Origin of the sequence: Rubinisphaera margarita, assembly GCF_022267515.1 — a bacterium.
Lineage (GTDB): Bacteria > Planctomycetota > Planctomycetia > Planctomycetales > Planctomycetaceae > Rubinisphaera > Rubinisphaera margarita.
The window spans coordinates 549,675-574,427 of the sequence record NZ_JAKFGB010000012.1; the positions used below are offsets into that span (position 1 = coordinate 549,675).

Genomic DNA, 24,753 nt, shown 5'->3' on the forward strand with positions numbered 1-24,753 from the left:
CTCTCATGATGAGATTCCTGATTCTAACGACAAGTCCACGGCGATTCGAGTCGCAATCGTCTTTTGTACACTCAGAATTGTTATGGGGTCGCGGGAGGTGTTTCGGCTTTCGGTTTGCGTGCGAAGCGACGCAAGACCACGTAGAACACCGGTGTGAGGAACAGCCCAAACAGTGTCACGCCAAGCATTCCGCTGAAGACCGCGGTGCCGAGAACCCGTCGCATTTCGAAACCGGCTCCCGTTGCGATTAACAGTGGAATGACGCCAAGAATGAACGAGAAGGCCGTCATTAAGATCGGTCGCAGTCGAAGTCGGCAGGCGGCGACGGCGGCTTCGAACCGGTTCTTTCCGGCGTCTTCTTCGGCTTTCGCGAATTCGACGATCAGAATGGCGTTTTTGCAGGCCAGCCCGACGAGCACGATGAAACCGATCTGCGTCAGAATGTTATTGTCCATTCCCCGAAACCAGATCCCGATAATGGCAAACAACAGACACAGCGGCACGATGAGAATAATGGCGAGCGGCAGCAGCCAGCTTTCGTATTGTGCAGCGAGTGTCAGGAACACGAACAACACCGCGAGTGGAAACAGGAACATGATCGTATTTCCTGCCTGACGTTCCTGGTAAGCGATGTCAGTCCACGCGTAGCCGAATCCGGGAGGAAGATTTTCGGCTGCGAGCTGTTCGATCGTATTCAGAGATTCCCCTGTACTGTAGCCGGGGACGGTATCTCCATTGATATCGGCTGCAGGATACAGATTGAACCGCACCAGCCGGTCCGGTCCGATCGTCCGTTCAATCTCCACAACCGAACCGAGTGCGATGCTCGTGCCGCGAGCGCTGCGGGTCCGCAGTCTCAGGATATCGGCAGGTTCATCTCGAAATTCGGGTTCGGCCTGGGCGGTGACCCGGTAAGTCCGTCCGAGAATGTTGAAGTCATTGACGTAGACGGAACCGAGATAAACCTGCAGAGCCTGAAAGACGTTACTGACAGGGATATCAAGCATTTCCGCTTTGGTTCGGTCGACATCGACAAAGATCTGCGGGACATTCACGCGGAAGTTCGAAAAGACCTGTGCCAGGCCCGGCTGCTGATTCGCTTTCGTAATCATCAACTCGGTGACCTGACTGAGCGCGTCGGTCCCTGCCCCGCTCTGGTCCTGAATGTAGAGCTTATATCCACCGCCGCGACCAATCCCGCGAACCGGTGGTGGGGGAATAATGAAAATCTGAGCTTCATTAATTGAAGCGACCTTGCCGCGGAGTTCTCCCACGATCGCGTCAAGATTCCGTCCACGTTTGGCTCTCTCCTTGGCGTCCTCAAGTGGGAGGAATGTCACCGCCGCGTTCGGGGCAATCGTGAACGTTGAACCCGACAGGCCCGCGATCCCGACCGAGTGGGCGACGCCGTCAATCTTTCCGCCTAACTCGGCTACCTGTCTTGTTACGACGTCCGTTCGCGCGAGAGACGCGCCATCGGGCAGTCGAATACTGACGATGAGATAACCCTGATCCTGCGGCGGAATAAATCCGGAAGGAACAAGGCCGAAGCTGTACCACGTCGCGCCCAGCAGCCCGACATAAAGGAGCAATGCGAGCGCGGACATTCGCACGAGCCGCGAGATAATCCCCGCGTAGATGTTGCTTGTAATATCAAACGTACGATTGAACAGCCGGAAGAACCAGCCGAACACGGCATCGACAAATTTCCCCAGTGCATTCCGTTCTGCGTTCTTCGGCCGCAGCAACAGCGCACAGAGAGCGGGGCTGAGTGTCAATGAGACAAATGTCGAAAGCGCCGTGGAGATGGAGATCGTCATTGCGAACTGACGATAGAACTGCCCGCTGATACTCGGCACAAACATTGTCGGCACGAAGACTGCGATCAGCACGAGTGTCGTGGCAATCAGGGCGGAACCGACCTCGTCCATGGCTTTATGGGTGGCTTCCCGCGGAGAAAGACCCTGGGCGATGAGTCGTTCAACATTCTCGACGACCACGATCGCGTCATCGACGACGATTCCGATCGCGAGTACCAGTCCGAACAGGGAGAGAGTATTGAGGGAGACTCCCAGAACCTGCATCACGGCGAACGTTCCGATCAGCGAGATCGGAATCGCGATCACAGGAATAATCGTTGGACGCCAGCCATGCAGGAAGACGAACACCGTAAGCACGACCAGTGCGGTGGTGATATAAAGTGTGTCGAACACTTCGGCGATCGACTCTTCGACGTAGTCGGTCGGGTTGTAGGCGATCGCATATTCCACTCCTTTCGGAAAGTCAGAATTGAGTGCCGCCATCGTGCTCTTCACTTCGGCAGCCGTATCCACGGCGTTGGTGCCGGGACGCTGATAGATCAGGACGGCGACGGCTGGCTTGCCGTCGAGATAGCTGAGTCGCGAATAGTCCTGAGCACCGAGTTCGAGTCTGGCGACATCGCTGAGACGCGTCACACGGCCATCTTCCCCGCGTTTGACGATGATCTTCTCGAACTCGTCTGTTCCCTGCAGTCGGCCTCTTGTCTTCACGTTCAACTGGAACGCGCCCGTCTCGTCGATCGGTGGCTGGCCGATCACGCCGGCTGCGACCTGAACGTTCTGGCTGCGAATGGCTTCGACAATATCACCGACGGTGAGATCGATGTGCGTCATCTTTTCGATGTCGAGCCAGACCCGCATCGCGTACTCGTTTCCGCCGGCAATGCGGATGTCCCCGACTCCATCGAGCCGCATGAGAGCATCGCGAATTCGAAGGAAGGCGAAGTTGCTGATGTAAAGCTGGTCCCGACTGTTATCCGGTGATGTCAGGTGGACCACCATGAGCATGTCGGGGATCTGTTTCTGGGTTGTCACGCCAATCTGCCGAACAACATCGGGCAGCCGGGCTTCGGCAATCGCCACCCGGTTTTGCACCAGCACCTGGGCGTCATCCAGATCCGTCCCCAGTTTGAACGTGACGGTAAGTTGCATCGTCCCATCGCTGCTCGACGACGACTCCATGTAGAGCATGTCGTCGACGCCGTTCATCTCCTGTTCGATCGGCGTGGCGACGGTATCGGCAATCACCTGCGGTGTCGCGCCGGGATAGCTGGCCCGCACAACGACTGTTGGCGGAGCCACGCTCGGATACTGCGAAACCGGCAGCAGGAAATACGTGATGCCTCCGACCAGCACGACGATGAACGAGAGGACGGAGGCGAAGATCGGGCGTTCGATAAAGAAATGGGGAAACTTCATTATTTGTCCCCTTCCTTGTCGGCAGTCAGATTGCGCCCGGTTCTCGTGAATTCGGGAAGTGGGTCCGGCTTGGGAGAAATCCACTGCTCGGGCGGCAGCGGCTCGTAGTTATCGGGCAGGCCATCTTCCAGCGATTCGATTGTGCCATCCCGGGTCACGACCTGCATTTCCGGCCGTGCCTGCAGCAGGCCCTGCGTGATGATTTTTTCGCTTCCCGCCAATCCATTGCGAACAACCCGCAGACCATCGACAAGAGGGCCAACCTCAATGGTTCGCTGTTCGACGATTCCGTCATTCACGAGGTAGACAAACTGCGTCGATTGATCCGTTCCGATTGCCGAGTCAGGGATGAGAATGGCCTGATAAGGTGCACTTCCGGGAATCCGAATGCGGGCAAACATCCCGGGAATCAACACCTGATCGTCGTTGGGAAAGACGCAGCGGGCCCGCATGCTGGCGGTGTTGGCATCGAAGCGGTTGTCCACAAAGTCCATGTGCCCGAGATGCGGAAAACCCTTTTCATCAACCAGGGCCAGAAAGACCGGGTTCTTGGCGACACGCGAACTCTCCCGAGCCCCCGATTGCGCCAGTCGGGTGTACTTCAGCACCTCCTGTTCGGTCGCATCAAAGTAGCAGTAGATCGGGGCGACCGACGTAATCGTGGTCAACAGAGTTGATGAAGCGCTTCCGCCGCTGACGAGGTTGCCTTCGGTCACCATCTGACGACTGATTCGGCCTGCAACCGGAGCGTAGATTCTGGTGTATTCCAGATTCAGTTCGGCCGTTTCCACCCGAGCCTTGGCCGACTCAATCCCCGCCTTCGCTGTTTCAATGGTCGCTTCCGCGGAACTGATCCCGGCATTCGATGCGCTCACATCCGCTTCAGCGGTCAGGTACTCGGCTTCAAACTGATCCAGTTCGTCCTGAGTCGCAGCATTCTGATCGCGAAGCTTACGAACCCGCTGCACCTGAGTTTCCACGAGTTGTCGTTGAGCTTCGGACTGCTTGAGGCGGGCTTTGGCGTCTTCCAGCGTAGCACGTGCCTGGGCCAGCTGAGATTCCGCCTGGGTGACATCGGAACGAGCGCCATTCAGTTCGGCCTGGAACGGTCGAGGATCGATGACGAACAGGAGATCGTTCTTCTCCACCATCTGCCCTTCGTCGAAGTGGATCGACTGCAGATAACCGCTGACCCGGGAACGAATCTCGACATAGTCGATCGCCTCCAGACGCCCGGTGTACTCATCCCACTCGACGATCTGCTTGCGAATCGGAGCGGCGACTGTCACTTCCGGAGGCGGCTGTTGCGGTGGCGCACCCTGAGTTCCCCCACAGCCGACTGCGAGAAATAAGGTCGCGCCGGCTACGATAAAGAGCGTGCAGAGGCGAAAATGGGAATCAACGTAAGAGAACTTCAAGGCAGCTTCTCCCTCAGTACGGATAGCAGGACTCGTCGCTTCGGCAGCCGAAGCCGAGCCATGTGTCGGTGAGGCGGGAACAGGGGGTGGGTAGCAGTTTATTACTTCACATGGCAACTATCTTTGTGAAGTCTATGTTTGCGACGAGCAATTCGCAACGGGGGTTCGCGCAGAAACCAAAAGATCGGCGGACTTGTCCGATTATTCCGACCCGGGCGCAAAAAAGAAAAACGGCCGTCCACCGAAGGGAGAACGGCCGTTTATTTACACCCAGTAGGATTCGAACCTACAACCTTCGGTTCCGAAGACCGATGCTCTATCCAATTGAGCTATGGGTGCCTGAGCGGGAATTGTAGGCTTCTCGAGAACGGATTGCCAGTCTGGTTATACTCTGATTCCGCAGGATGGGATCGCCACAGTCGTGGTCGATCGGGTCTGGTAGAATGTTCCGAAAATCCGCGTTATGGAAATCGCGGTACGGGTCCATTCGAGGAGTACGAAAATGAACGCATGGTCGGCTCTCGCGGTCTGGTCTCTGACTCTGGTCCTCTTCAGCATCCCGGCGGCCGGGTTCGCTGAGGATGACGATAAGCAGCCGGAGCAGAAGACTTTTGAAGGTACGTGGAGAAACCAGAAATACAATTCTTCCGGCCCGCTGAAGTGTGTGGCGCGTCCGGGAGAGAACGGCCGGGTGAATGCGACCTTCTCCGGGCTCTTTATGGGCGACCCGTTCTCCTACGATGTCGAATTTCAGGCGAAACCGGGACGGAGTCAGGTTGATCTGGCGGGAGAAGCGACCGTCAGTGGCCATATCTATCAGTGGAAAGGCGCTCTCAAAGGGCCGCAGCTGCTCGGCCGATATACGGGTACCAACGGATACGTCGGAGATTTCGCCCTTCAGGAGACCGAGCCAGCGGAAGAGAGCCGGTAAGCGTTGATGTCTCCGCAGGTGACTAAAGCGTCTTCAGATACTCAAGCACGGCCCGTTTCTCTTTTGTTGAAAGAGCATCCGGATAATCGTGCCCGGCGTTGCTCTTGCCTGTTAGAGCAGTATCGAAGTACCGGCGTCGTTCCGCCGGATGTTTCGCGGTCACCGGAATCTGGCTGTGTGCCGTGAAATCCAGTCCAATAGCGGCTTTATTGTAGTCGGACGAGGCCCGCTTCCAGATTGATGGACGCTCTTCAAGATTCAGCACCCCGGCCAGCGTCGGCACGCTGCCATTGTGGAAGTAAGGAGCTGTCGCCCAGATCCCATCCAGCGGCGGAGCGACGTAACCGCCCGGCTCGCGGAGAATCTCCCGTTCTCCATAGTGAGACAGCCAGCTCTTGCCGTAATCTTCCCGATGAGCAGGCGTCAGCGCGTGATAGCGGACCGGATCGGTACCGATTTCTGCCAGTGGCACAATCTTTTGCGGGTAGGTCTCTCTGGCTCCATACGTTCCATGGCAGTCGCTGCAGTTTTTCTCGAAGACAAGTCTCCCCTGCCCGGCCAGTTCCTGATTGATTTCGTACGGATACCGTGGCGGCTCGATCGATTCCAGGTAAGCGAAGATATCCTTGAAATCATTCTCCCACTCGTCGAGCTGGGGTCGGCCGTTCTCGCGGATGAGGACGAACGGCATGAGGGCGCGATGGTCCTTTTCGACGAAGCCATCGACATACAGGTGACTCCGCTTGCTGAAATGCCACCAGGGTGGAGCATCCATGTCGTGATGCACGAGTTGCGGCGGGGCGCGAAAAGCGGCGACATTCATGTCGAGGTCGCGGTAATGTTCAAGCGCGACACCGAACATCACGGCGTTCGTCGTGCCGACAGTTCCCCCCATCGGAAAGAACATCGCGCTCAAATCCCGCGGGGAGAGCGGCACGGAGCGTCGGAGTTTGGTCGTCCGGATATCGTCGGTGAGTGTCTGTAGTGCATAGGACGAGTTCGGCAGGCCGGGAATCGTCTGACCGGCGACCGACCCGCCGTGACAGGCAAAGCAGTTCATGAAGAAGTTGCCATCCGCCGTCACCGCGTATTGAAGCGGCTTTCCGGAATCATCATCGGGGCGAGGCGTGAGACCATAGTAGTCGAAGATCATCGAACGGCGGGCGGCAGGCTCGAGTGGAGCGGCACGTTCGCGATGTTCTTCCGGCCAGCTCTTCCAGAGATCGGAGAACGTCTGTTCGTCGCAATCGGGAATGAGATAGGGCTTATTGAGGATGAACCAGTACCCGCGTTCAGCGGCCGTTAAACCAGCCGGTGGTTCCCCGGCATGGATCGTGGACGCGAAGAGTCCGAACAGAACCAGCAGTATGCCTGATGTCTTCATCGCTTCCGTCTCCGGGACCGGTGTCTTTAAGGGGCCCGTTTTTTGAGTTTCCGCTGAAGCGTCCGACGAGGAATCCCCAACTGTCGAGCCGCTTCGGAAATGTTTTCTCCGCAATCGGCCAGAACCCGCTGGATGTGTTCCCACTCTGTTTCGGCCAGCGTCTGCGGCTTGTATTGAATCTCCACCGACCGGTTACGGCGATCGGGCACGGTGTGAAATGCCGAAAGGATCTGATCGACATCAGCTGGCTTGGTGACGTAATTCCATGCCCCTGCCCGCATTGCTTCAACAGCCGTCGTAATGCTGCCGTAACCGGTGAGCATCACGCATTTCGTTTCCGGAGACAGCCTCGCCATCGTTTCCAGCAGTTCGAGGCCAGAACGCCCCGGCATGTTCAAATCGATGAGGGCGTAGCTGGGAGTCTCCCGGTTCAGGGAGAGGATTGCCTCATCATAATCGGACGCTCCGACGGCTCGATATCCACGCGTCTGGATGGCGCGGGAAATCCGCGATCTCAGCATCTCGTCGTCATCGACGATGAGAAACAGTTCCCCATGTCCTTCATTCACTGCTGGTTCTCCGGTTTCAAGGCTGTCTTCTCAGTCATCCTTTCCGGGCGGGAGAGCATCCGCCGAGTTGATAACGGCGTGCCACGTGCCGACGGGCGACTTGCCGCAGCCGTTACGGTCCATGACATTATTGTCGCAGCCGCCCGGGAACCATCTCCCCGACTGGAAAAGATTGTGTGATATCAAGGGTGTGAATTCATGATAGTCATGGCGTTGCAGACTGTCACCCTGCAGTGAATACGGTTGAGTGGTCGAAATTGATCATGGATTCACAGAACATTGGGGAATCGGTCGTTTTTGCCCGACCTCGGCGATATGATGGGGCGAGAAAAATCGCGAGAAGTGAGCAGGGCCGACGAAGCCACCCGAGAGGGAGGATCGTCCCCGCGGTCCAGCGCAGGACTGACACTTCCGAATGTTTGACGGGCCGCTCGGCAGAAACGATGGTTTCATCAGCTGCTGAGTCCGGAAAAACTGCAATTATGAATGACTCCCGTGTTCCTCGAACGTGGGAATTTGGACCCGGAGGAGTTTCAGTTGAGCACTATTCCTCAGAACATCGATCTGGGAAAGCAGCCGTCAGAGTCGCAGGATTCTCCGGCCGAACGTGCTGGTGGACGTCCGAGAAAACGAAGACGGAAGAGCACCAGTCACCTCAAGATTGTGCCGGAAACCCTCGAACTGCGGGAAGAAATCAAAGCCGCCGCCGAAGATTTCGTGCGGAATGTGGCCAAAGATCGCCCGTTCAGCAAAGACGAGCTGGAGAAGCTGGGGCGAGATTTCCTGGAGCGGCACGAATGGCCCGAAAAGTACCTCGGCTTTGCCATGGTGCTCCTCGGCAACTTCTTCTGGAAGCAACAGCTGCTCGCAATTCCGTTCGAGCGACGAATGCTTCTGCTGCCCCACTGCCTGAAGCACGCCGAAGGATGCCCGGCCGATTACGACGAGTTCGGACTCGACTGCGAAACCTGTGGAGCCTGCTCGATCGCAGATTACAAGGTGAAAGCCGAACAGCTCGGGTACAAAGTGCTCGTCGCTGAAGGTTCGCCGATTGTGCTGAAGATCATTGTCGAGGGATATGTCGACGGCATCGTTGGCGTCGCCTGCCTTAACGTGCTCGAAAAAGCCATCGACAAGATCCTGCTGGCTGGCGTTCCCTCTTACGCGATCCCGCTCCACTCTGGTGACTGCAAGAACACGTCGCTGGATGAGAGCTGGGTCTGGGATGTTCTCGATCGGTACGAGCCCCTGCCCGAGCAGCGGACGGCCAGTTATGTCCCGCTGATGCGTCAGGCGAAGCTGCTCTTTGATCAGCCAAATTTCGATCAGCTCGTTCCTCCGACTCGTACAGGAGATCCCGGGCAGGAAGACAGTTTCCTCGCGAAGACCGAGAAGGTCTCGCGGGACTGGCTGGCCAATGGGGGCAAGCGATTCCGTCCGTTCATCACTCTGGCTGCCTGGGATGCGGCCAGAGGCGGAGATCTCACTCTGGCCGATACCGGTTCGAGCGAGCCACTCGAGATTCCCGCAGCCGTGAAGAAGGCGGCCATCGCTATTGAAGCGTTTCACAAGGCGTCCCTGGTCCACGATGATATTCAGGACGACGACCAGTATCGCTACGGCGAAGAAACTCTGCATCTGCGCCACGGCATCGGTCAGGCGATCAACTTTGGTGACTACCTGATCGGGGACGGATACCGTCTGTTGGCTCAGTGTGCGGTTCCCGATGATCCAACCGCCGTGCCGGATCTTGTGCAGAAAATGTCCTTTGCCCACATCAAGCTTTGCGAAGGTCAGGGTGCGGAGATGAGTTGGACGGCCGAGCCGTCGCTCGATCTCAGTCCGCTCGATGCAATGCAGATCTATGCTCTGAAGACCTCGCCCGCTTTTGAGGCGGCCCTGTATTCCGGGCTCCGTCTGGCGGGGAACGCGCAGGATTACGATGCCATGGTTTCGGCGTTCTGCCGACACGTCGGGGTCGGATTCCAGATCTTGAACGATCTCAAGGACTGGCGTGGTGACGTGCGAAACAAGGTTATCACGGGGCAGGATGCGATGGCTCTCCGGCCAACGCTGCTCCTTGCTCTGGCGATTCGTGGCGCCAATGCCGAACAGCGTGCGACTCTGGAATCGATCATGCGAGGGAACGACGATTCTCCGCTGCGGCGGATGGAGCTCCTTAAGCAGGTCTTCGAACAGACCGACGTTTTTACGCAGGCCGAAGCTCTTGTTGAGAAATCTCGAGAACGCGCCGAAGCTCTCGCCGATGATGTCGAGCCGGAGTCGCTGCGCCGATTCCTCTACTTCCTCGTCGATACTGTCCTGGCTCCGGAAGATGAGCCGACGCCGCTCGAACAGCAGAGGATGCTGGTCGATCTGTCGGTTTCGAGCGAATCCTGAGATGACCTTGCGGGCGTTGTGAACAACGGGAAGGCCGTTTAGCTGTGGAATGGTACGCGACGCTCGCTCTCGGAGCTTTCATCGTTCTGTTCGGTGCTGTTTACGTCATCCGTCACCGCCGGGCGATCTCGTCGTTCGGCCAGGATCCTGATTTCGACGTCAGGCAGCGAGAGTTTCTGGTTGCCCAGCATCGGCGGCGTCTGCTTACGTCGAGTTTGTTGATCGCCACCGGGCTATTGATTCCAGCGCTTTATTACGCGATGGATCCGCTCCGCAACGTGGTGCTCTTCACGTTCCTGCTGCTCACTCTTCTGGTCCTCGTCACCGCCATCGGGTTGCTGGCGATCGGGGACATGATGTCGAATCGCTTCCTGCGATCCGACCTCAATCTCAAGCGAGCCGAGACCGAACTGAAGCGGCGGATGCTCGAAGAAGAACTCGCGAAGCACCAGGAGCATAAGCAGGCGTGGCTGGACGGAAGCTCCCGCACCAATGGGAAGCCGTAAGTACTCGTTCTATAGTGAGGCGTCAGCGAGTTACGTCGTCCTCGTTTCGAGTTGGAGCTGGCACGACGGACATCTACAGAATCTTCAGGCTGGCCAGCGCGGCTACGGCAGCGAGTGCGGCACAGATCCAGAACCGCAGCACGACTTTCACCTCATGATGCCCCGTAAGCACGAAGTGATTGTGCAAGGGACTGCAACGGAGGATTCGTCGCCCGCTCAGCCGGTAGGTCGAGATTTGAATCATGACCGAGAGCGTTTCCAGCACGAAGACGCCGGCCACGAGGATGAAGAGGATCTCCTGTCGGGCCACGACGGCTGAAAGGCCGAGCAGTGCTCCTGTCGGCAAGGAGCCGGTATCCCCCATGAAGACCGCAGCCGGGTAGGAGTTGTACCAGAGAAAGCCGAGCATCGCCCCGACCAGAGCTCCGACGACCACCGCCATCTCCCCTGCTCGGGGCATGTAGGGGATCGCCAGGTATTCCGCCAGAACCTTATGTCCGGCCAGATAGCAGAAGGCAATCATCGCTGCGCCGGCGAAAATCGTACAGCCACCGGCCAGACCGTCGAGACCGTCGGTCAGGTTCACGCTGTTCGATGTGCTGACGAGAACCAGAGCCGTCCAGACGATAAATCCGATTCCGATTGGGATCATCCACTGTCCGATCGGCGAAATGATCGGCGTGCCAAGCGGCAGTTGAGACTGATGATGATACAGCGTCGCCCCGGCCATGAGAGCCAGAATCCATTGAAAGACGAACTTTGTGCGAGCCGAGAGCCCGTGCTTCTTTGTGCTGAGTTTTGTCCAGTCGTCGAAGGCTCCCAGCATCGCGAAGCTGAGAATCACAAAGATGCTGAGCTGCACGTAATGATTGGTCAGATTGCCCCAGATGGCCACCGAGAACAGCGTCGCGGCGACCACGAACAGCCCGCCCATCGTCGGGGTTTCGTTCTTCCCGGCGTGCAGCCGATCGAGTTCGCTGGAAGCACTCGAAACCCGTTCACGGAAGCGGCTCTTGAGCCAGCGGATGGCAACGGGGCCCAGCAGCACGGCGAGCAGGAATGACGTGAGAGCAGCCAGCGCGATGCGGAAGGTCGTGTAGATGCGCGACGTTCCGGTGGTGTGACTTTCCACCTGCTGAAAAAATGGCAGCACGTGCTGCAATAACCAGACGACCATATCTCTTCCCTGAGCCGATGTGCATCACGTACTGCGATGCCCCCGTCGAAGAATAGCGAAACGGCGACCCGGTCGCCAAGCTCTACTTTCACGCGGTATTAGTGGGGACGTTGCTGCTTCATCCGCGGCAGATCCTCGATCAGCTTCGCCATCGCGGTTTCGGCATCGACCGGCGGTGTGAAGCCGAAGTCCCGTTTGGCCTTTTCGATCGAATACGTGTGCGACTGGCTCAGTTGCAGAGCGACGAATCGCGTCATCGGCGGCTCGGATTTCTTGCGGAGCAGTCGATAGACCGTTTCCAGAGTCGCTCCGAGCCGATAGGCGGCACTTGCGGAAATTCCCTTTGTAATCGGCTCGATTCCAGCCAGTTTGAGTGTTTCGTTCACCCAGCTCCAGAGATTGACCGGTTCTGGATCGTTGATGAAGTACGCCTGCCCGGCGACTGGCGAGTCGAGAGAGAGCCTTTCGGCCGCCTGCCAGTGAGCGGCGGCTGCGTTCTCCACGAAAGTCATCGAGATCATGTTTGAGCCATCGCCCACCCGGCGGAGCCGGCCCGATTGGGCCCGCTGCAGGAGTCGCGGGACGAGATGCTGATCACGCGGTCCCCACACCAGATGCGGCCGCAGCGAACAGGTTGCCACGCCGGCTTCACCGTTTGCCAGAAGAACTTCCCGTTCGGCGAGAGCCTTCGAATGTGGGTAATGGCAGAGATAGTATTCGGGATACGGCAACGATTCATCGGCATCGAGATGCGGCTGCCCGTCGAAGATCACGCTGGGGGAACTGGTATAAATCAGCTTTGAGACGCCGTGGTTCTGGCAGGCGTGAATGACGTTTCGAGTCCCCTGCGTGTTGATCGAGTAATACCTTTCCCACGGTCCCCAGACGCCGGGGATCGCGGCGACATGATAGACCGTCGAACAGCCTTCACTGGCTTTGCTAACCGCCTCGGCATCGCGGACATCGCCCCGGTGCAGATCGACTCCGAGCTGAGTCAACTCGGGATACTCGCCCCGCGCGAGCACGCGAACTGTCTCGCCCCGTTCGATCAGCTGTTCGACCAGATACCGCCCGAGGAATCCGCCGCCTCCCGTCACGAGTACGCTCATCGGTCCACTCCTCTGGGCTCGCCGGCACTGAGCAGTTTCTGTGAAGTCGCCCAGACAGCGAGTTCTTCCCGATGGATCTTCACGTTGTGTCTTCGGTCCACGGGGAGCGAGCGATGGAACAGAAACTTCGTAATCGACTCAGTCAATGGATTCGCTCGGCCGAGTTCGCGGAGTTCCTGCAGGAGACGCTGTCGGCTGGTTGCGTTGTTCGGAAACTGACCCGCTTCCGGTTCGGCGATCAGCACCGGTTCCTGCTGGCCAGCCGGTCCGATACCAACGAGAGCTGTGCGGTAGATTCGGTCGTGTTGATTGAAAATCGGTTCGCAGCAGACCGGGTACATCGGGCCGGTTGCGGGGGTGACGATATGTGCCTTGCGTCCGCAGAACCAGAGGCGGCCTTCATCATCGAAGTAGCCCATGTCGCCCATGCGATGCCAGAAGCGATCCCCATCCGGGATCTTGGCCTGCGCGGTTGCCTCCGGACGTTCGTAGTATTCACGAGTCGCGGAGGGACTGGAGACGACGATCTCACCGATCGTGCCGGGGGCACAGCCGACGGCATCAGCAAAGTTGGCGATCGGTCCGGGTTGCGGCTCAATCACGGCGACGTCGACGTGAGGGAACGGAGTCCCCACGCAGGTGCCGCGCCCCTGTGCGGTGAGAGCGGCCGTTTCGTTGAGCACCTGACTGGCCGAGATCGAACAGACCGGCAGCGCTTCGGTCGCTCCGTACGGCGTGAACATCTCCGCGTCGGATTCCGCACACGACTGCGTCATCTTCTGGAGAACGTGCACAGGAACCGGCGCGCCGGCGGAGAGCATCCTCTTTAGACTGGGCAGCTGAATGTTCTTCTCCACGCAGTATCGACCGACCCGATTCCAGAGAGCGGGCGAGCCGTAGGTCTGCGTGATGCCCTGATTCTCGATCGCTTCGATGATCCGCAGCGGGTTCACATCGGCCGGGCGAGTCGGATCCATATCCGGAATGACCGTCGTGACACCCATCGCAAGATTGAACAGTGCAAACAGAGGAAACCCCGGCAGATCGATTTCGCCCGGCTGAATCCGATACTGCTGCTGCAGGAGATCAACCTGGGCATCGAACATGCCATGCTCGTAGACGACCCCTTTCGGCGGGCCGGTGCTGCCACTGGTGAAGATAATGGCTGCCCGGTCAGTCGCTTTGGTTTCGACGGGCCGGAATCGATTTCGCCCTTGCTCCAGCAACTCCAGATACGGGATGCCGCCCCATTCCCGTTTTGTGCCCACCGAGACATTAAAGCGAGCCCTGGGATAGCGCCCCCGGCGAAGTCTGCGGATCGCGTGAATGATCGGCAGCGCGATGAAGCCGTCCGGTTCGATCTCATCGAGGCAGTCGAAAATTCGCTTCCGGCCCATACCCGGATCGATCAGAACAACAGTCGCTCCCGTTTTGAAGACGGCGAAGGTCAACGCGATAAACTCGATCCCGGGCCGGACCATGAGCACCAGTTTATGCTCCTGCGAGACGCCGAGCTGCTGCAGTCCGGCTGCCAGATCGGATGTTTCCTGGTCGAGCTGAGCGAACGTGAGATGCGTGTAAGCGACGCGGCCGCGACGGTCACGACTCTCGGGAAAGACGACGCAGCGCTGATGCGGCCACTTCCCGGCGGCTGTGCGGAGGCGATCGGCAATGTTGCAGAGTCGGTCGGTCATCGGGTGTGTGTCGAAAGCTGGAAGGATCAGGAAGCGACGAGGATCTCTGCCCGCTGACCGGCTGTCGCATCGCCCAGATAGCGGACGAACGAAGCGGGATCAATCTCAGCAGGATTCGGAAGAAAACCAATCGCACGCAGATGCCGGAAAAGCACACGTGTGAAGACCGGCTGGTAGGTTACGGCCTGGTCGAAGGCGACCAGCGTTTCAGCCACCGGTTCCTTGAGCAGCAGAAGGGTGCCCCGCTTCATGCCGATACCGACCGGTCCTGTGACGTCGCCGCAACAGACAATGGTGCCAGCCAGCATCAAATCGGCGAGATGCTCCCCTGCTCCGCCACCGATGACGACCGTGCCTCGTCGCATGCGGGAGCCGCAGTAGCGCCCAGCGTTCCCTTGAACACAAATCTCGCCACCGGTCATGCCGCGAGTCTCTCCGGGCAATTCCGCTCCGAGATAATCCCCGGCGTTTCCTTCCACGAGAATCCGTCCGCCGCTCATGCCGCGTCCCAATGCGTCGGCGACGTTGCCTGTTACCCGGATCGCCCCACCAGTCATCGCTTCGCCGACGCAGTCGCCCGCTGAACCAGCCAGATGCAATTCCCCACGTTGCCAGTTGCGGCCGAGTCCATGAATGTTACTCAGGTCGCCATGGAAGGTGACTTGAACGGACTCGGCTTCGTCAGATCCCGAGGAGATCTCAAAAATCTGATCGAGCGACAACGTCTTTCTGCCACTGCGAATTCCGCAGGCGCGGATGTCGTCGAGCTGACCTTCGACCAGCATCGAGCTCAGCTCTGCGGGCAACTCACAGGCGTGAGAGAAATCGGCTCGCCGGGATAGCTGGAATGATCGGGGCATGGATCGTGTTTACGAATGACAACGAGTTCTGAACAGCCGATGGGGACAAACCTCGACACGGCTTCGCTGATGTTGCCGGAATACCACATCGCTGATGGCTCGACAACTTCTGGAGGTCTGCGTTGACCGGGGTGGAAACGTAGTCTGGGAAAAGAGTTACGACTCTACCGGCGAGGTTTTTCCGGGTGCGAACTCTTTCGCGGATTGTCGGCGTGAAACCTGCTTCGGATTGTGACAAGATCGAACCGAAGTTCCTACCTTTCCGAGGTGCAGATGTTTCAAGTCTTCGAAATCAACTCCATCGCCGAACTGCAGCCGTATCGTCTGGTGTGGCAGGAATTATGGATGAGAGGACGCCAGCAGCGTTTTCAGATGACGCTCGACTGGCTCGAAGCCTACTGGCAGGCCCGTTCCGACGATCGTGAACTGAAAGTGCTTTTCGCTGTTCTGGGTAACAAGGTCATCGGCATTCTCCCGCTGGTCGTTAAGCAATCTGCGACACGACTCGGGCCGGTTCGAGTGTTGACGTACCCGCTGGATAATCTCGGCAACTGGTACGGACCGATCGGTCCCAATTCGGCTGCCACGCTCGCGGCCTGTCTGCGGTATCTTTCCGGCAACAGGCAGGGCTGGGACCTGCTCGATCTTCCGTACATCGACCGCGATCGAGTCGACCTGGCACGGACCGCGACTTCGATGCGGAACATCGGCTGGAAACCTGTTGAACGGGCCTGGAACCAGGTCGCAGGGATCGAGTTCGAGGGAACCTGGGAGGAATTCCTTGGCCGCAAACGCTCCGAGGTTCGGGAGGCGGTTGATGCAGCCGACGCCGATTGTCGAGATCGGGGATTGCTGCGATTCGAGCACGCCCGATCCGATGCTGACGATCCCACCTCGCAGGAAAACACCGAACGTCTTCTGCAGCGCTGTCTGAAGCTGGCCGATGAGGATTCCCGAGACGTCCTGCATTCGACGTCGCTGCAGGCTGCTGAGCGGGACTGTCTGGATGTTGGAGTCCTGACGCTCGATGGCCAGCCGGTCGCGGGGGCAGTCAGCCTGATGCATCGGGACGGACTCGAAGTGGTCAGCCTGTTTGCGGAAGACATTGCGGGCATCCCCCGGCACTCGCTGCTCTCGGTTTTGATGCAGCATCTGCTGAAGGCGTCGTGCGGGCTGGGAGACAGCGCCGTCGAGATTCGCATGGTCGATCGCGATGTCGAGCAGGCCGCGAAATTGTGGTCGAATCATCAGCTGCGAAGCTACCGCTATACGACCTGCCCTCTTTCGCATGTGCGAGCGGCGCTGCTGGTGAACTATCACGCGGTCCGCGCACCGCGGTTGAAGTTCACGCCGCAACGCAGGGCGACGGTCGCTTCTCGACCGAAGCTGAAAAGTGCACCTCCCGCATCTGAGAAGGCCCCGGTTTCGGCGGGGCCTGGGCTGCGAATCTACCGCTGATCTCCATTTCGCTGCAGTTCGCGGACTTGGTGCAATCTCGTGAATTTCGCGAGATTCACCTGACGGCTGGTATCGGGATTGCTATCCTTCCTGCTGCGAGGGTGGATCCACCGTAGACGATCCGCTCGCAGAGGAACCCGAATAAGGAAAAGTCAGGTCAGGAGTTATCAGGTATGATTAAATCTTTCGCTATGAGAGCTTTTGCGGTTTTTGCTTGTGCAGCAGCATTTTGCGTGGCTCCCGCCGTCGGCCAGGCTGCCGATCCCCAGGCTCCCGAACAGTTTTTCGTGAAGCTCGAAACCTCCGTTGGTGATGTTGTCATCGAGGTCAATCGTGCCTGGGCACCTATTGGAGCTGACCATTTTTACAAAGGTGTGAAGGAAGGTTTTTACAACGACGTCCGCTTTTTCCGCGTCGTGCCGGAATTCATCGTCCAGTTCGGAATTAATGGCGATCCGGAAACTCAGGCCAAGTGGGATCAGGAAGTCCTGAAGGACGATCCCGTCACGCAGAAGAACGTTCGCGGCACTCTGACCTACGCAACCGCCGGTCCGAACACCCGCACCACTCAGCTGTTCATCAATCTGGGCGAAAACACGTTCCTGGATGGACAGGGCTTCTCGCCATTCGGACGTGTCGTGTCCGGCATGGAGAATGTCGACAAGATCAACGCTGAGTACGGCGAAAAGCCGCGTCAGGATTACATCGAACAGCTCGGTAACCGGTACCTCAACGAGTACTTCCCGAAGCTCGACTACATCAAGAAGGCTTCGATCGTCGAACGCTAAGCCGACTTGAGTGCAACACTGCAACGGGAGAACGTCTTCGAGATATTCTCCCGTTTTTTCTTAACCTGAAGCAGCATTTCGACTTGGTGAGCGTGACCGATGGAAATCGTCCGCTGCAGCCGGAATTTCCTCTTGCAGCGAACGCAAAATTCTGAGATTTTCCGATCTCGCCGAGGACAATTGCCGATCAATATCCTCAGCTTCACTTTGAAGAATTCCCGTATCGCTCCCCAGATTCCGTCGGAGGTGCCAACCCTTTAGCGAGGGTCCGAATCAATTACGAGTGAGTGCTGGACACTACTCGATTCGCACCCTTCTCGCAGCGACTCCACCGTCGCAAATCGGGAGGTTACGGTTATTCGCCTCGTTAACACTTCGGTGTACGAGGCTTTTTTTATGCGCTCGTTGTAACCCCGTTTCCGGAGTCACGTTGACCTCGGTTATGGGACAGGAATAGACTTCCCTCAGACGGTGAGGTTGTTGTTCGGGTGATCTCTGGATCGCCCTGGGACAGGAACGCGAGTTTCCCCCTCACCCCCACCCTTTCCCTCAGGCGGGCGAGGGGATTGTGGTGATCTTCCGCTCTTCTTATTCGCATGTATTCCCATCAGCTTCATCACGATCGATTCTGGACGTCGCCGGTGGCGTTTGTGGGATCGTTGTGCGTGCATGCTCTGCTGGCGTGGCTGATCATTACGAACCTCAACAGCTGTGGAAAGAAGGGCGACTTCGGTTCTGCTGAAGTTTACCGGGAAGTCGGGATTCGTTACGAAACGCCGCAGCCGGAGACTCCTCAGGACGAGCCGACACCCGAAACCGAAGTGACTGCTCCCGATCTTCCCGCGTTACCGGATCTTCCTGAGTCGATGGCGGATGCACCGCTGACGGAACTCCCCGATCTAAGTCCGCAAACTTTGATCGGTCCAGGGCCATCGCAGAGCGCGATGCCAAGGACCGAGACTTCCCAGGCGATTGCAGACGCGATTCCAGCCCCCGCTCCAGAAGCGACGGCAGGGATTCCGAGTACGACAAAGTTCTTCGATATCGCCACCCAGGGCCGAGTGCTGCTGTACGTGATTGACTGCTCAGGCAGCATGAGCAGGAATAACTCCTTCCGGCAGGCCAAGTCGGAACTGATGGCCAGTCTGCAGCGGCTGGATGGCAGCCATAAGTTTCAGATCATCTTCTACAACGACGGCATGTTCGAATTCCGCGATAATCGCGGCCAGCCCGAGGTTCATTGGGCGACCGCTGCGAATATGTCGCGAGCACAGAGCTTCATCAGTGAAATGGATAACAGCGGCGGGACCGCCCACTTCCCTGCCCTGACGAAGGCGCTCTCGTATTCCCCGGAAGTGATTTTCTTCCTGACCGACGCGGCTGAGCCCGCGATGTCGGCGAAAGAACTCGATGAGGTTCGTCGGAAGAACAACGGGCGGGCGGCGATCCATTGCATCGAATTTGGCATCCAGCCGACCGATCTGAAGCTGCCCAACTTCCTGCAGAAACTGGCCGCACAGAATGGCGGCACATACCGCTATCGAGATACCAACGAGTTCGGCCGCTGATGAGAGTGACTCTGTTTGTCATCGCCAGTCTGCTGGTCGACCAGCTTTCCAAAATCTGGGCACAGAAAACCCTGATCGGCCGTCCTGCGGAATCATTCTTTGCAGATACATTTCGTCTTGTCTACGCCGAGAACATGGGCACATTTCTCGGGCTCGGGGCAAATGCTCCGCTCATGGTCCGATTTACGCTGACCGTAATCGTCAACGCCATATTGCTGGGCGGGATTGTGACTGTCCTGTTACGGAAGAAGAACCTCAAAACCGGCGAACGCTGGGGGCTGGCCATCGTACTCGCCGGAGGGCTGGGGAATATGATCGACCGATTGTTTCGTCAGGGGATTGTGATCGACTTTATGAACCTCGGGGTCGGTCCGGTTCGCACAGGGATCTTCAACATTGCCGATGTGTTGATTACCTGGGGCGTTGTGCAGCTCGCGATCTGCTGGTGGTCCGGCACGGCTCGAGAGACTCCCGCTTCCGAGCAACACACGGACAATAAGAAGAACGTGATTCCGGTGAAGCTTTCCGCTCTGCTGCTCGTCCTGTCGATTGGGGGTGGCGCACATGCCCAGGCTGACACCGTCGTCTATCGGTCGGGCTCGCTGGGAGGACGGATCGCCCTGAATGGGCAGATTCTCGACTTCAACCAGCGACAAATGTCCTTCCGTGTGAAGTCGCCCGACACGATCAAGGAAATTCCCACCGAGGATGTCGTCGCTTATCTCGCCGATCGGAAAGAGCCCCATCAGAAAGCCCTGGAAGCTCTCCGAGACGGAAGCTTTGCCGAGGCCGATCGTCTGCTGGGCGATGCGCTGGCTGCGGAGCCGCGAATGTGGATGCAGCGGGAAATCCTGGCCAGTCAGATTGAAGTCGCCGTGAATCGAGGCGAATGGCTTCAGGCCCGTTTGAGATACGACAATTTGCTGAAACGCGATACGGAATCCCGAAGTCTCGATCTGATTCCCCTGCACTGGCACGATGAGCAGCTCACAGCCTCGGAGCGATCCTGGGCTCTGGAAACCCTGGCGGCCGAGGAATCGATTGATCGACTGACCACGTCGCTCTGGCTGCGGAATTCGTATGATCGCCTGATCGCCTGCAGCTGGCTGCTCGTGTCGCCAGATCAGGGATCGAAGGCTGAAAAGATGATCCGGGAGCTGCTATACAGTCCAGTCCCTGAGATTCGCAGTCTGGCCCGTTGTCAGCTCTGGCGGCGGGAGCTTCTGGAACGGGATCTGGTCGATGGCGATCTGGAACGCTGGGAGCGGCAACTTATCGATCTGTCGGAGTCGTACCGCAGCGGTCCGATGTTCGTGCTCGGCCGAGGCTATGAGCGAATTGTGCAGAAGGAACTGGCGTCTGCCCGATATCTGTGGTTGACGATGATTGATGCGCGAAACGTCCCACTAACCCGGACGGCCACACTCCGCACCGCTGATCTGTTGGAATCGCTGGGGCAACTGGAACGAGCCGAGCAGTTGCGGCAGGAAGCCGCTTCCCGATTCCCGGTCGTTGTCGAGTAAATCTGGTCTGGATGCGACCATCGGCTGTGGACTAATATCTGTCACACCACAACTTCTTGATGAAAACCACTGAATATGGCGGTCTTACGAGATCGCTCACCGGCAAATGGATGTGCCATGACGAACGTTTTTCGCCACCAGCTGATTCTGCTGCTGACGTGCGGCTGCGTGTTCTTCTTCAATCTGGGCGGAGCCCGACTCTTCGATGAAGACGAACCGAAGAACGCGGAATGCGGTCGCGAAATGCATGAACGGGGCGACTGGATCGTTCCGACTTACAATTACGAGCTGCGGACGGACAAGCCGATCATGCTCTACTGGCTGATGTTGACCTCATTTGAGGTGTTTGACGTCAGCGAATTCTCGGCTCGTTTGCCGTCGGCAATCATGGCGACCGGCACCGTGCTGCTGGTGTATCACATCGGTCGGATGATGTTTGGTCATGCCGTGGGACTCTGGGGCGGACTGATCCTGGCGTCCGGATTGATGTTTGTGACGAGCAGCCGGATTTCGACGCCCGATGCCACGCTCATCTCGTTCATCACGCTGTCGATCTTCCTGTTTGTCCGCTCGCAGGTTCGGACAGAAAAGGGTTGGGCGACTCCCGATGAAACGCAGGGGCCTCGTGCGTTCATGCCACAGCGGTATTGGGGCTTTCTGGCCCTTTATGCGGTGATGGGGCTGGCGGTTCTCACCAAAGGACCTGTCGGATTTTTGCTCCCCTGCGCCGTAATTGGTCTGTATCTAATGTGTCGCGCAGGTGCCCCCTATCTGCCGGTGGGGCTGGACTGGCGGAAGCCGTTCGATTTGGCTGATGAACTCCTGCATTATCTGGTTTCATTCTTCGCTCCATCGCGATTCTTCCCGGCTCTGTGGGCGATGCGGCCCTTAACGCTGGTCGCCGTTCTCGCGCTGGTCGCTCTGCCATGGTACATCACTGTCGGCATCGTGACCGACGGGGCCTGGCTGGAGGGCTTTCTGGGAGGCCACAACGTTGGTCGCTTTTCTTCAGCGATGGAGGGACACAGCGGACCGATCTTCTACTATGTCGTCGCAATCATGGCTGGGTTTTTTCCCTGGTCGGTCTTTTTGCCGATCACGCTGTATCTGGCCGTTATGAAACGCTGGAAGTGGCCGCAGGATCATCAGGGGCTGCTGTTTCTGCTCTGCTGGGCCGGCGTTTATGTCGTGTTCTTCTCAATCGCTCAGACCAAACTGCCAAACTACGTTCTCCCCGCTTATCCGCCACTGGCTCTGCTGACTGCCTGGATGTTGGTTCGCTGGCAGGAAGGGGAGATCGAATTGCCGGAGTGGGCTTACGTATGGGGTGCACGTTCGCTGATGATCGCCGGAGCCGTGCTGATTGTCGCGTTCCCGATTGTGGCCTGGCTGCTGTTGCCGGGATACTGGGCCGTGGGACTTGTCGGCGTGCTGCCAATTCTGGCTGGCCTCTGGATGATTCGTCACGACCCGAGTGATGACCGCACACCCGTGCTCAACGGACTTGGCATCTGTGCGGTGGGACTCGTACTCGCAGCCTTTTCAGGCGCAGCCCCATGGATCAGTCAGGCACAGGACAGCAGTTTGCTGGGACTGGCCGTAAACGAAAAGACAGACCGAGCCGTGCCAATGGCGACGTACCGATATTTTGCACCCAATCTTCCCTTCTATGCTCAGCGACCTGTGCTTCGGTATCATTCCGTCGAGGAGATCCAGTCGTTCTGGGAGACGAATCCCGAGGGCGTTCTCTGCATTCAGAAAGCGGATCTGGCCGAACTGCACGACGTTCTGCCCAAGTCGACGGTTGTGCTCGATGAAGCGGATCGTTTTCTGCGGCCAGGTTCGGTGCTGCTTCTGGCTAAGAACGGGGATCGATTCCGCACGGCCGCTGCGCCGGTTCGCTCGCTTGAGTCCGTGATTCGCTAACGCCAATTCTGCGGGAAAGTCGGCGACTCTCCAGTCGGTTTGCCACCTGTTCAGTGTGCCAAAGCGTCGCGGTTGCGGACTGTCTGCCGACCGGCGGAGCCATTCTGCCGATGTCCTTGTGGTTCGCTCCATCCCATGTATCATGGCCGCCAGACGTCCTGTGGGGACGAAGTTACTTCTTTGAGTTGATAGGAATCAGGCGTGATGTCATATCACGAGTTCACCGGGCCCCGGGCCATGCCATTTCAGGCGCCTCAGGGGGATCTGGCCGTACTCGCCGGTTCAGCGAATCAGCAGCTGGCACGATCCATTGCTTCCCGGCTGGGGATCTCACTCACACCGGCTGAAACCCACATGTTCAGCGATGGGAATGTTTTCGTCCGTGCGCTGGAGAACGTTCGGGGGCGTGACTGCTACATCATTCAGGGGGTGCATCATCCGGTGAACGACAACTTCATGGAGTTGTTGTTCTGGATCGATGCTCTGAAACGCGCCAGTGCGCAGAATGTGACGGCTGTCGTTCCGTACTTCAGTTATGCCAAGGGAGATAAGAAGGACGAGCCACGGGTTTCGATTCGAGCCCGCGTCTGTGCCGATGCGATCGAACAGGCCGGAGCCGATCGTTGTCTCATGATGGATCTGCACAGTCCACAGATTCAGGGATTCTTCCACATCCCGGTCGACCATCTTTACGGTCGATACGTGCTGGCCAATCACATTGGCTCGCTGGGAATTCCCAATCTCGTGATCTGCAGTCCCGACGTCGGCTTCGCGAAAGGAGCTTCGGCGTTCGCCCGGTTGCTTGGTGTGCCGGTCGTCATCGGCAACAAGGAACGCGCGGACCATACGGAGAACGCGGAAGTCCTGGAAATTATCGGAGACGTCAAAGACAAAAACGTCGTCATCGTCGATGACTTCACAATCTCCGGCGGCACACTGATTTCGATGGCCGAACTGCTGAAAGATCGGGGCGCTAACGAGATCTACGCGGCTGTCTCTCACGCTGCCCTGACCCTGGCAGCCGTGCCGAAGATTATGGCCAGCCCGATCACGAAGCTGTTCTCGACCGACACGATTGAACCGCTGCCGGTTGATGCCTGCCCGAAGCTGCACGTGGTGACCGTCGCTGACGTCTTTGCCGCGGCGATCCGGTCGGTACACGATCGGACCAGTGTGAGCATGCTGTTCCCGGAAGGTCCGAAGACCTAGAGCAGTTTACTTTTTGGTGTGACCGTTCGGTCCGCGAAAGATGCAGCGTTTCAGGCGATTCAACGCTCATTCGCGGACATACGGTAGAGCGATCCGCTCTAGGCGACGGAATCAACTCTGAGACGCCTCTGGATACGAGCGTGGGCGGACCGTCCGTTAGGGACGGCCTTCATAATTATGTCTGAAGCAGCAAAAAAGGCTGACACAGCATTTCGCCGTCCCAGCCTTTTCCGATTTCTCATTCCACTTGCGTGGAGTGATGACTACTTCGCAGCTTCGAAGCGCTTGGCGACGGCATCCCAGTCGACAACGTTCCAGAATGCAGAGATGTAGTCCGGGCGCTTGTTCTGGTAGTTCAGATAGTAGGCATGTTCCCAGACGTCGAGACCGAGGACCGGCGTATGTCCTTCGGACAGCGGCGTGTCCTGATTCGGCGTGCTTTCGATGTGAATATCGCTGCCTTTGACACAGAGCCAGGCCCAGCCACTTCCGAAGCGGGTCGCGGCTGCGTTGGCGAATTCAGTCTTGAAGTTATCGAACGAGCCGAACTTGCTGTCGATGGCCGATGCCAGTTCGCCAGAAGGCGAGCCGCCGCCGTTCGGACTCATGATGGTCCAGAACAGCGAGTGGTTGGCGTGCCCGCCACCGTTGTTACGGACCACGGTGCGAATGTTCTCCGGAACCGAATTCAGGTCCCGCATCAGTTCTTCGATCGACTTCGATGCCAGCTCGGGATGTCCTTCGAGGGCGTCGTTGACTTTGTTGATATAGGCCTGGTGGTGTTTGGTGTGATGGATCTCCATCGTGCGGGCATCGATATGCGGTTCGAGGGCATCGTATGCGTACGGGAGATCCGGGAGGGAGTAAGCCATGTGTTGTCCTTTCTCGACAGGTTCCTGGTGGCAATATAGAATGACTTGCTCAGCGGCAGACCATCTTTGTTGCGATCGTTCTTCTCTTCCGGCCGACAATTCCGTCGACCTCTCTTCGATTG

General features: G+C 58.0%; 19 protein-coding genes and 1 tRNA gene. 10 read left to right on the top strand and 10 right to left on the bottom strand.

What is annotated here, in order from left to right; all coding sequences use genetic code 11:
* Nucleotides 1-80: 80 nt before the first annotated feature.
* The 3 genes from L1A08_RS10635 to L1A08_RS10645 all read right to left on the bottom strand — a co-directional run bounded on the left by L1A08_RS10635 (nucleotide 81) and on the right by L1A08_RS10645 (nucleotide 4,996).
* A complete protein-coding gene (locus L1A08_RS10635) occupies nucleotides 81-3,239 on the bottom strand; it encodes an efflux RND transporter permease subunit (protein ID WP_238756373.1) in 3,159 nt (1,052 codons plus the stop codon).
* On the bottom strand, nucleotides 3,239-4,657 hold the full coding sequence (locus L1A08_RS10640) for an efflux RND transporter periplasmic adaptor subunit (protein ID WP_238756374.1): 1,419 nt from the start codon (nucleotides 4,655-4,657) through the stop codon (nucleotides 3,239-3,241). The genes L1A08_RS10635 and L1A08_RS10640 overlap by 1 nt, the downstream gene beginning before the upstream one ends.
* 265 nt (nucleotides 4,658-4,922) lie before the next feature.
* Nucleotides 4,923-4,996 (bottom strand) — tRNA-Arg (locus tag L1A08_RS10645).
* A gap of 163 nt (nucleotides 4,997-5,159) precedes the next feature.
* On the opposite strand from L1A08_RS10645, the gene L1A08_RS10650 reads away from it, so the two are divergent.
* Nucleotides 5,160-5,588, top strand: a complete 429-nt coding sequence (locus L1A08_RS10650) for a hypothetical protein (RefSeq protein ID WP_238756375.1) — start codon at nucleotides 5,160-5,162, stop codon at nucleotides 5,586-5,588.
* A gap of 22 nt (nucleotides 5,589-5,610) precedes the next feature.
* Here L1A08_RS10650 and L1A08_RS10655 read toward each other — a convergent pair whose 3' ends face one another.
* Entirely contained in the window at nucleotides 5,611-6,972 is a 1,362-nt protein-coding gene (locus L1A08_RS10655; protein ID WP_238756376.1) for a c-type cytochrome, read from the bottom strand.
* A gap of 26 nt (nucleotides 6,973-6,998) precedes the next feature.
* Entirely contained in the window at nucleotides 6,999-7,541 is a 543-nt protein-coding gene (locus L1A08_RS10660) for a response regulator transcription factor (protein WP_238756377.1), read from the bottom strand.
* Here L1A08_RS10660 and L1A08_RS10665 point away from each other — a divergent pair.
* The 3 genes from L1A08_RS10665 (at nucleotide 7,527) to L1A08_RS10675 (ending at nucleotide 10,447) form a co-directional block, all read left to right on the top strand.
* A complete protein-coding gene (locus tag L1A08_RS10665) occupies nucleotides 7,527-7,721 on the top strand; it encodes a hypothetical protein (protein WP_238756378.1) in 195 nt (64 codons plus the stop codon). The two genes, L1A08_RS10660 and L1A08_RS10665, sit on opposite strands and share 15 nt — an antisense overlap.
* A 357-nt stretch (nucleotides 7,722-8,078) precedes the next feature.
* Nucleotides 8,079-9,941 carry a polyprenyl synthetase family protein gene (locus tag L1A08_RS10670; protein WP_238756379.1) on the top strand — a complete coding sequence of 621 codons (1,863 nt, stop codon included), beginning with the start codon at nucleotides 8,079-8,081 and terminating at the stop codon, nucleotides 9,939-9,941.
* Between the two features lie 44 nt (nucleotides 9,942-9,985).
* Complete coding sequence (locus L1A08_RS10675) at nucleotides 9,986-10,447, top strand: hypothetical protein (protein WP_238756380.1); 462 nt, start codon at nucleotides 9,986-9,988, stop codon at nucleotides 10,445-10,447.
* Nucleotides 10,448-10,520: 73 nt separating this feature from the next.
* On the opposite strand, the gene mraY is transcribed toward L1A08_RS10675, so the two are convergent.
* From mraY to L1A08_RS10695, 4 genes are all read right to left on the bottom strand, one after another.
* Entirely contained in the window at nucleotides 10,521-11,624 is a 1,104-nt protein-coding gene (mraY, locus tag L1A08_RS10680; protein WP_238756381.1) for a phospho-N-acetylmuramoyl-pentapeptide-transferase, read from the bottom strand.
* Between the two features lie 98 nt (nucleotides 11,625-11,722).
* Nucleotides 11,723-12,733, bottom strand: a complete 1,011-nt coding sequence (locus L1A08_RS10685) for an NAD-dependent epimerase/dehydratase family protein (protein ID WP_238756382.1) — start codon at nucleotides 12,731-12,733, stop codon at nucleotides 11,723-11,725.
* Nucleotides 12,730-14,427, bottom strand: a complete 1,698-nt coding sequence (locus L1A08_RS10690) for a fatty acid CoA ligase family protein (RefSeq protein WP_238756383.1) — start codon at nucleotides 14,425-14,427, stop codon at nucleotides 12,730-12,732. The genes L1A08_RS10685 and L1A08_RS10690 overlap by 4 nt, the downstream gene beginning before the upstream one ends.
* 26 nt (nucleotides 14,428-14,453) lie before the next feature.
* Nucleotides 14,454-15,287, bottom strand: a complete 834-nt coding sequence (locus L1A08_RS10695; protein WP_238756384.1) for a formylmethanofuran dehydrogenase subunit C — start codon at nucleotides 15,285-15,287, stop codon at nucleotides 14,454-14,456.
* A gap of 273 nt (nucleotides 15,288-15,560) precedes the next feature.
* Between L1A08_RS10695 and L1A08_RS10700 the strand changes: the two genes are divergently transcribed.
* From L1A08_RS10700 to L1A08_RS10725, 6 genes are all read left to right on the top strand, one after another.
* Nucleotides 15,561-16,745, top strand: a complete 1,185-nt coding sequence (locus L1A08_RS10700; RefSeq protein WP_238756385.1) for a GNAT family N-acetyltransferase — start codon at nucleotides 15,561-15,563, stop codon at nucleotides 16,743-16,745.
* A 233-nt stretch (nucleotides 16,746-16,978) separates the two neighbouring features.
* The gene (locus L1A08_RS10705) at nucleotides 16,979-17,533 is read left to right on the top strand and encodes a peptidylprolyl isomerase (RefSeq protein ID WP_238756386.1); all 555 of its coding nucleotides are present in this window, start codon (nucleotides 16,979-16,981) and stop codon (nucleotides 17,531-17,533) included.
* 641 nt (nucleotides 17,534-18,174) lie between these two features.
* Nucleotides 18,175-19,101, top strand: coding sequence for a vWA domain-containing protein (locus L1A08_RS10710; protein WP_238756387.1), 927 nt, complete (start codon nucleotides 18,175-18,177; stop codon nucleotides 19,099-19,101).
* Nucleotides 19,101-20,624 (top strand): signal peptidase II, encoded by a 1,524-nt coding sequence (gene lspA, locus L1A08_RS10715; protein WP_238756388.1) that lies wholly within the window; start codon nucleotides 19,101-19,103, stop codon nucleotides 20,622-20,624. The genes L1A08_RS10710 and lspA overlap by 1 nt, the downstream gene beginning before the upstream one ends.
* A 117-nt stretch (nucleotides 20,625-20,741) precedes the next feature.
* Nucleotides 20,742-22,550 carry an ArnT family glycosyltransferase gene (locus tag L1A08_RS10720; protein ID WP_238756389.1) on the top strand — a complete coding sequence of 603 codons (1,809 nt, stop codon included), beginning with the start codon at nucleotides 20,742-20,744 and terminating at the stop codon, nucleotides 22,548-22,550.
* A 204-nt stretch (nucleotides 22,551-22,754) separates the two neighbouring features.
* A complete protein-coding gene (locus L1A08_RS10725; RefSeq protein ID WP_238756390.1) occupies nucleotides 22,755-23,759 on the top strand; it encodes a ribose-phosphate diphosphokinase in 1,005 nt (334 codons plus the stop codon).
* A gap of 263 nt (nucleotides 23,760-24,022) precedes the next feature.
* On the opposite strand, the gene L1A08_RS10730 is transcribed toward L1A08_RS10725, so the two are convergent.
* Nucleotides 24,023-24,631 carry a superoxide dismutase gene (locus L1A08_RS10730; RefSeq protein WP_238756391.1) on the bottom strand — a complete coding sequence of 203 codons (609 nt, stop codon included), beginning with the start codon at nucleotides 24,629-24,631 and terminating at the stop codon, nucleotides 24,023-24,025.
* Nucleotides 24,632-24,753: the final 122 nt, after the last annotated feature.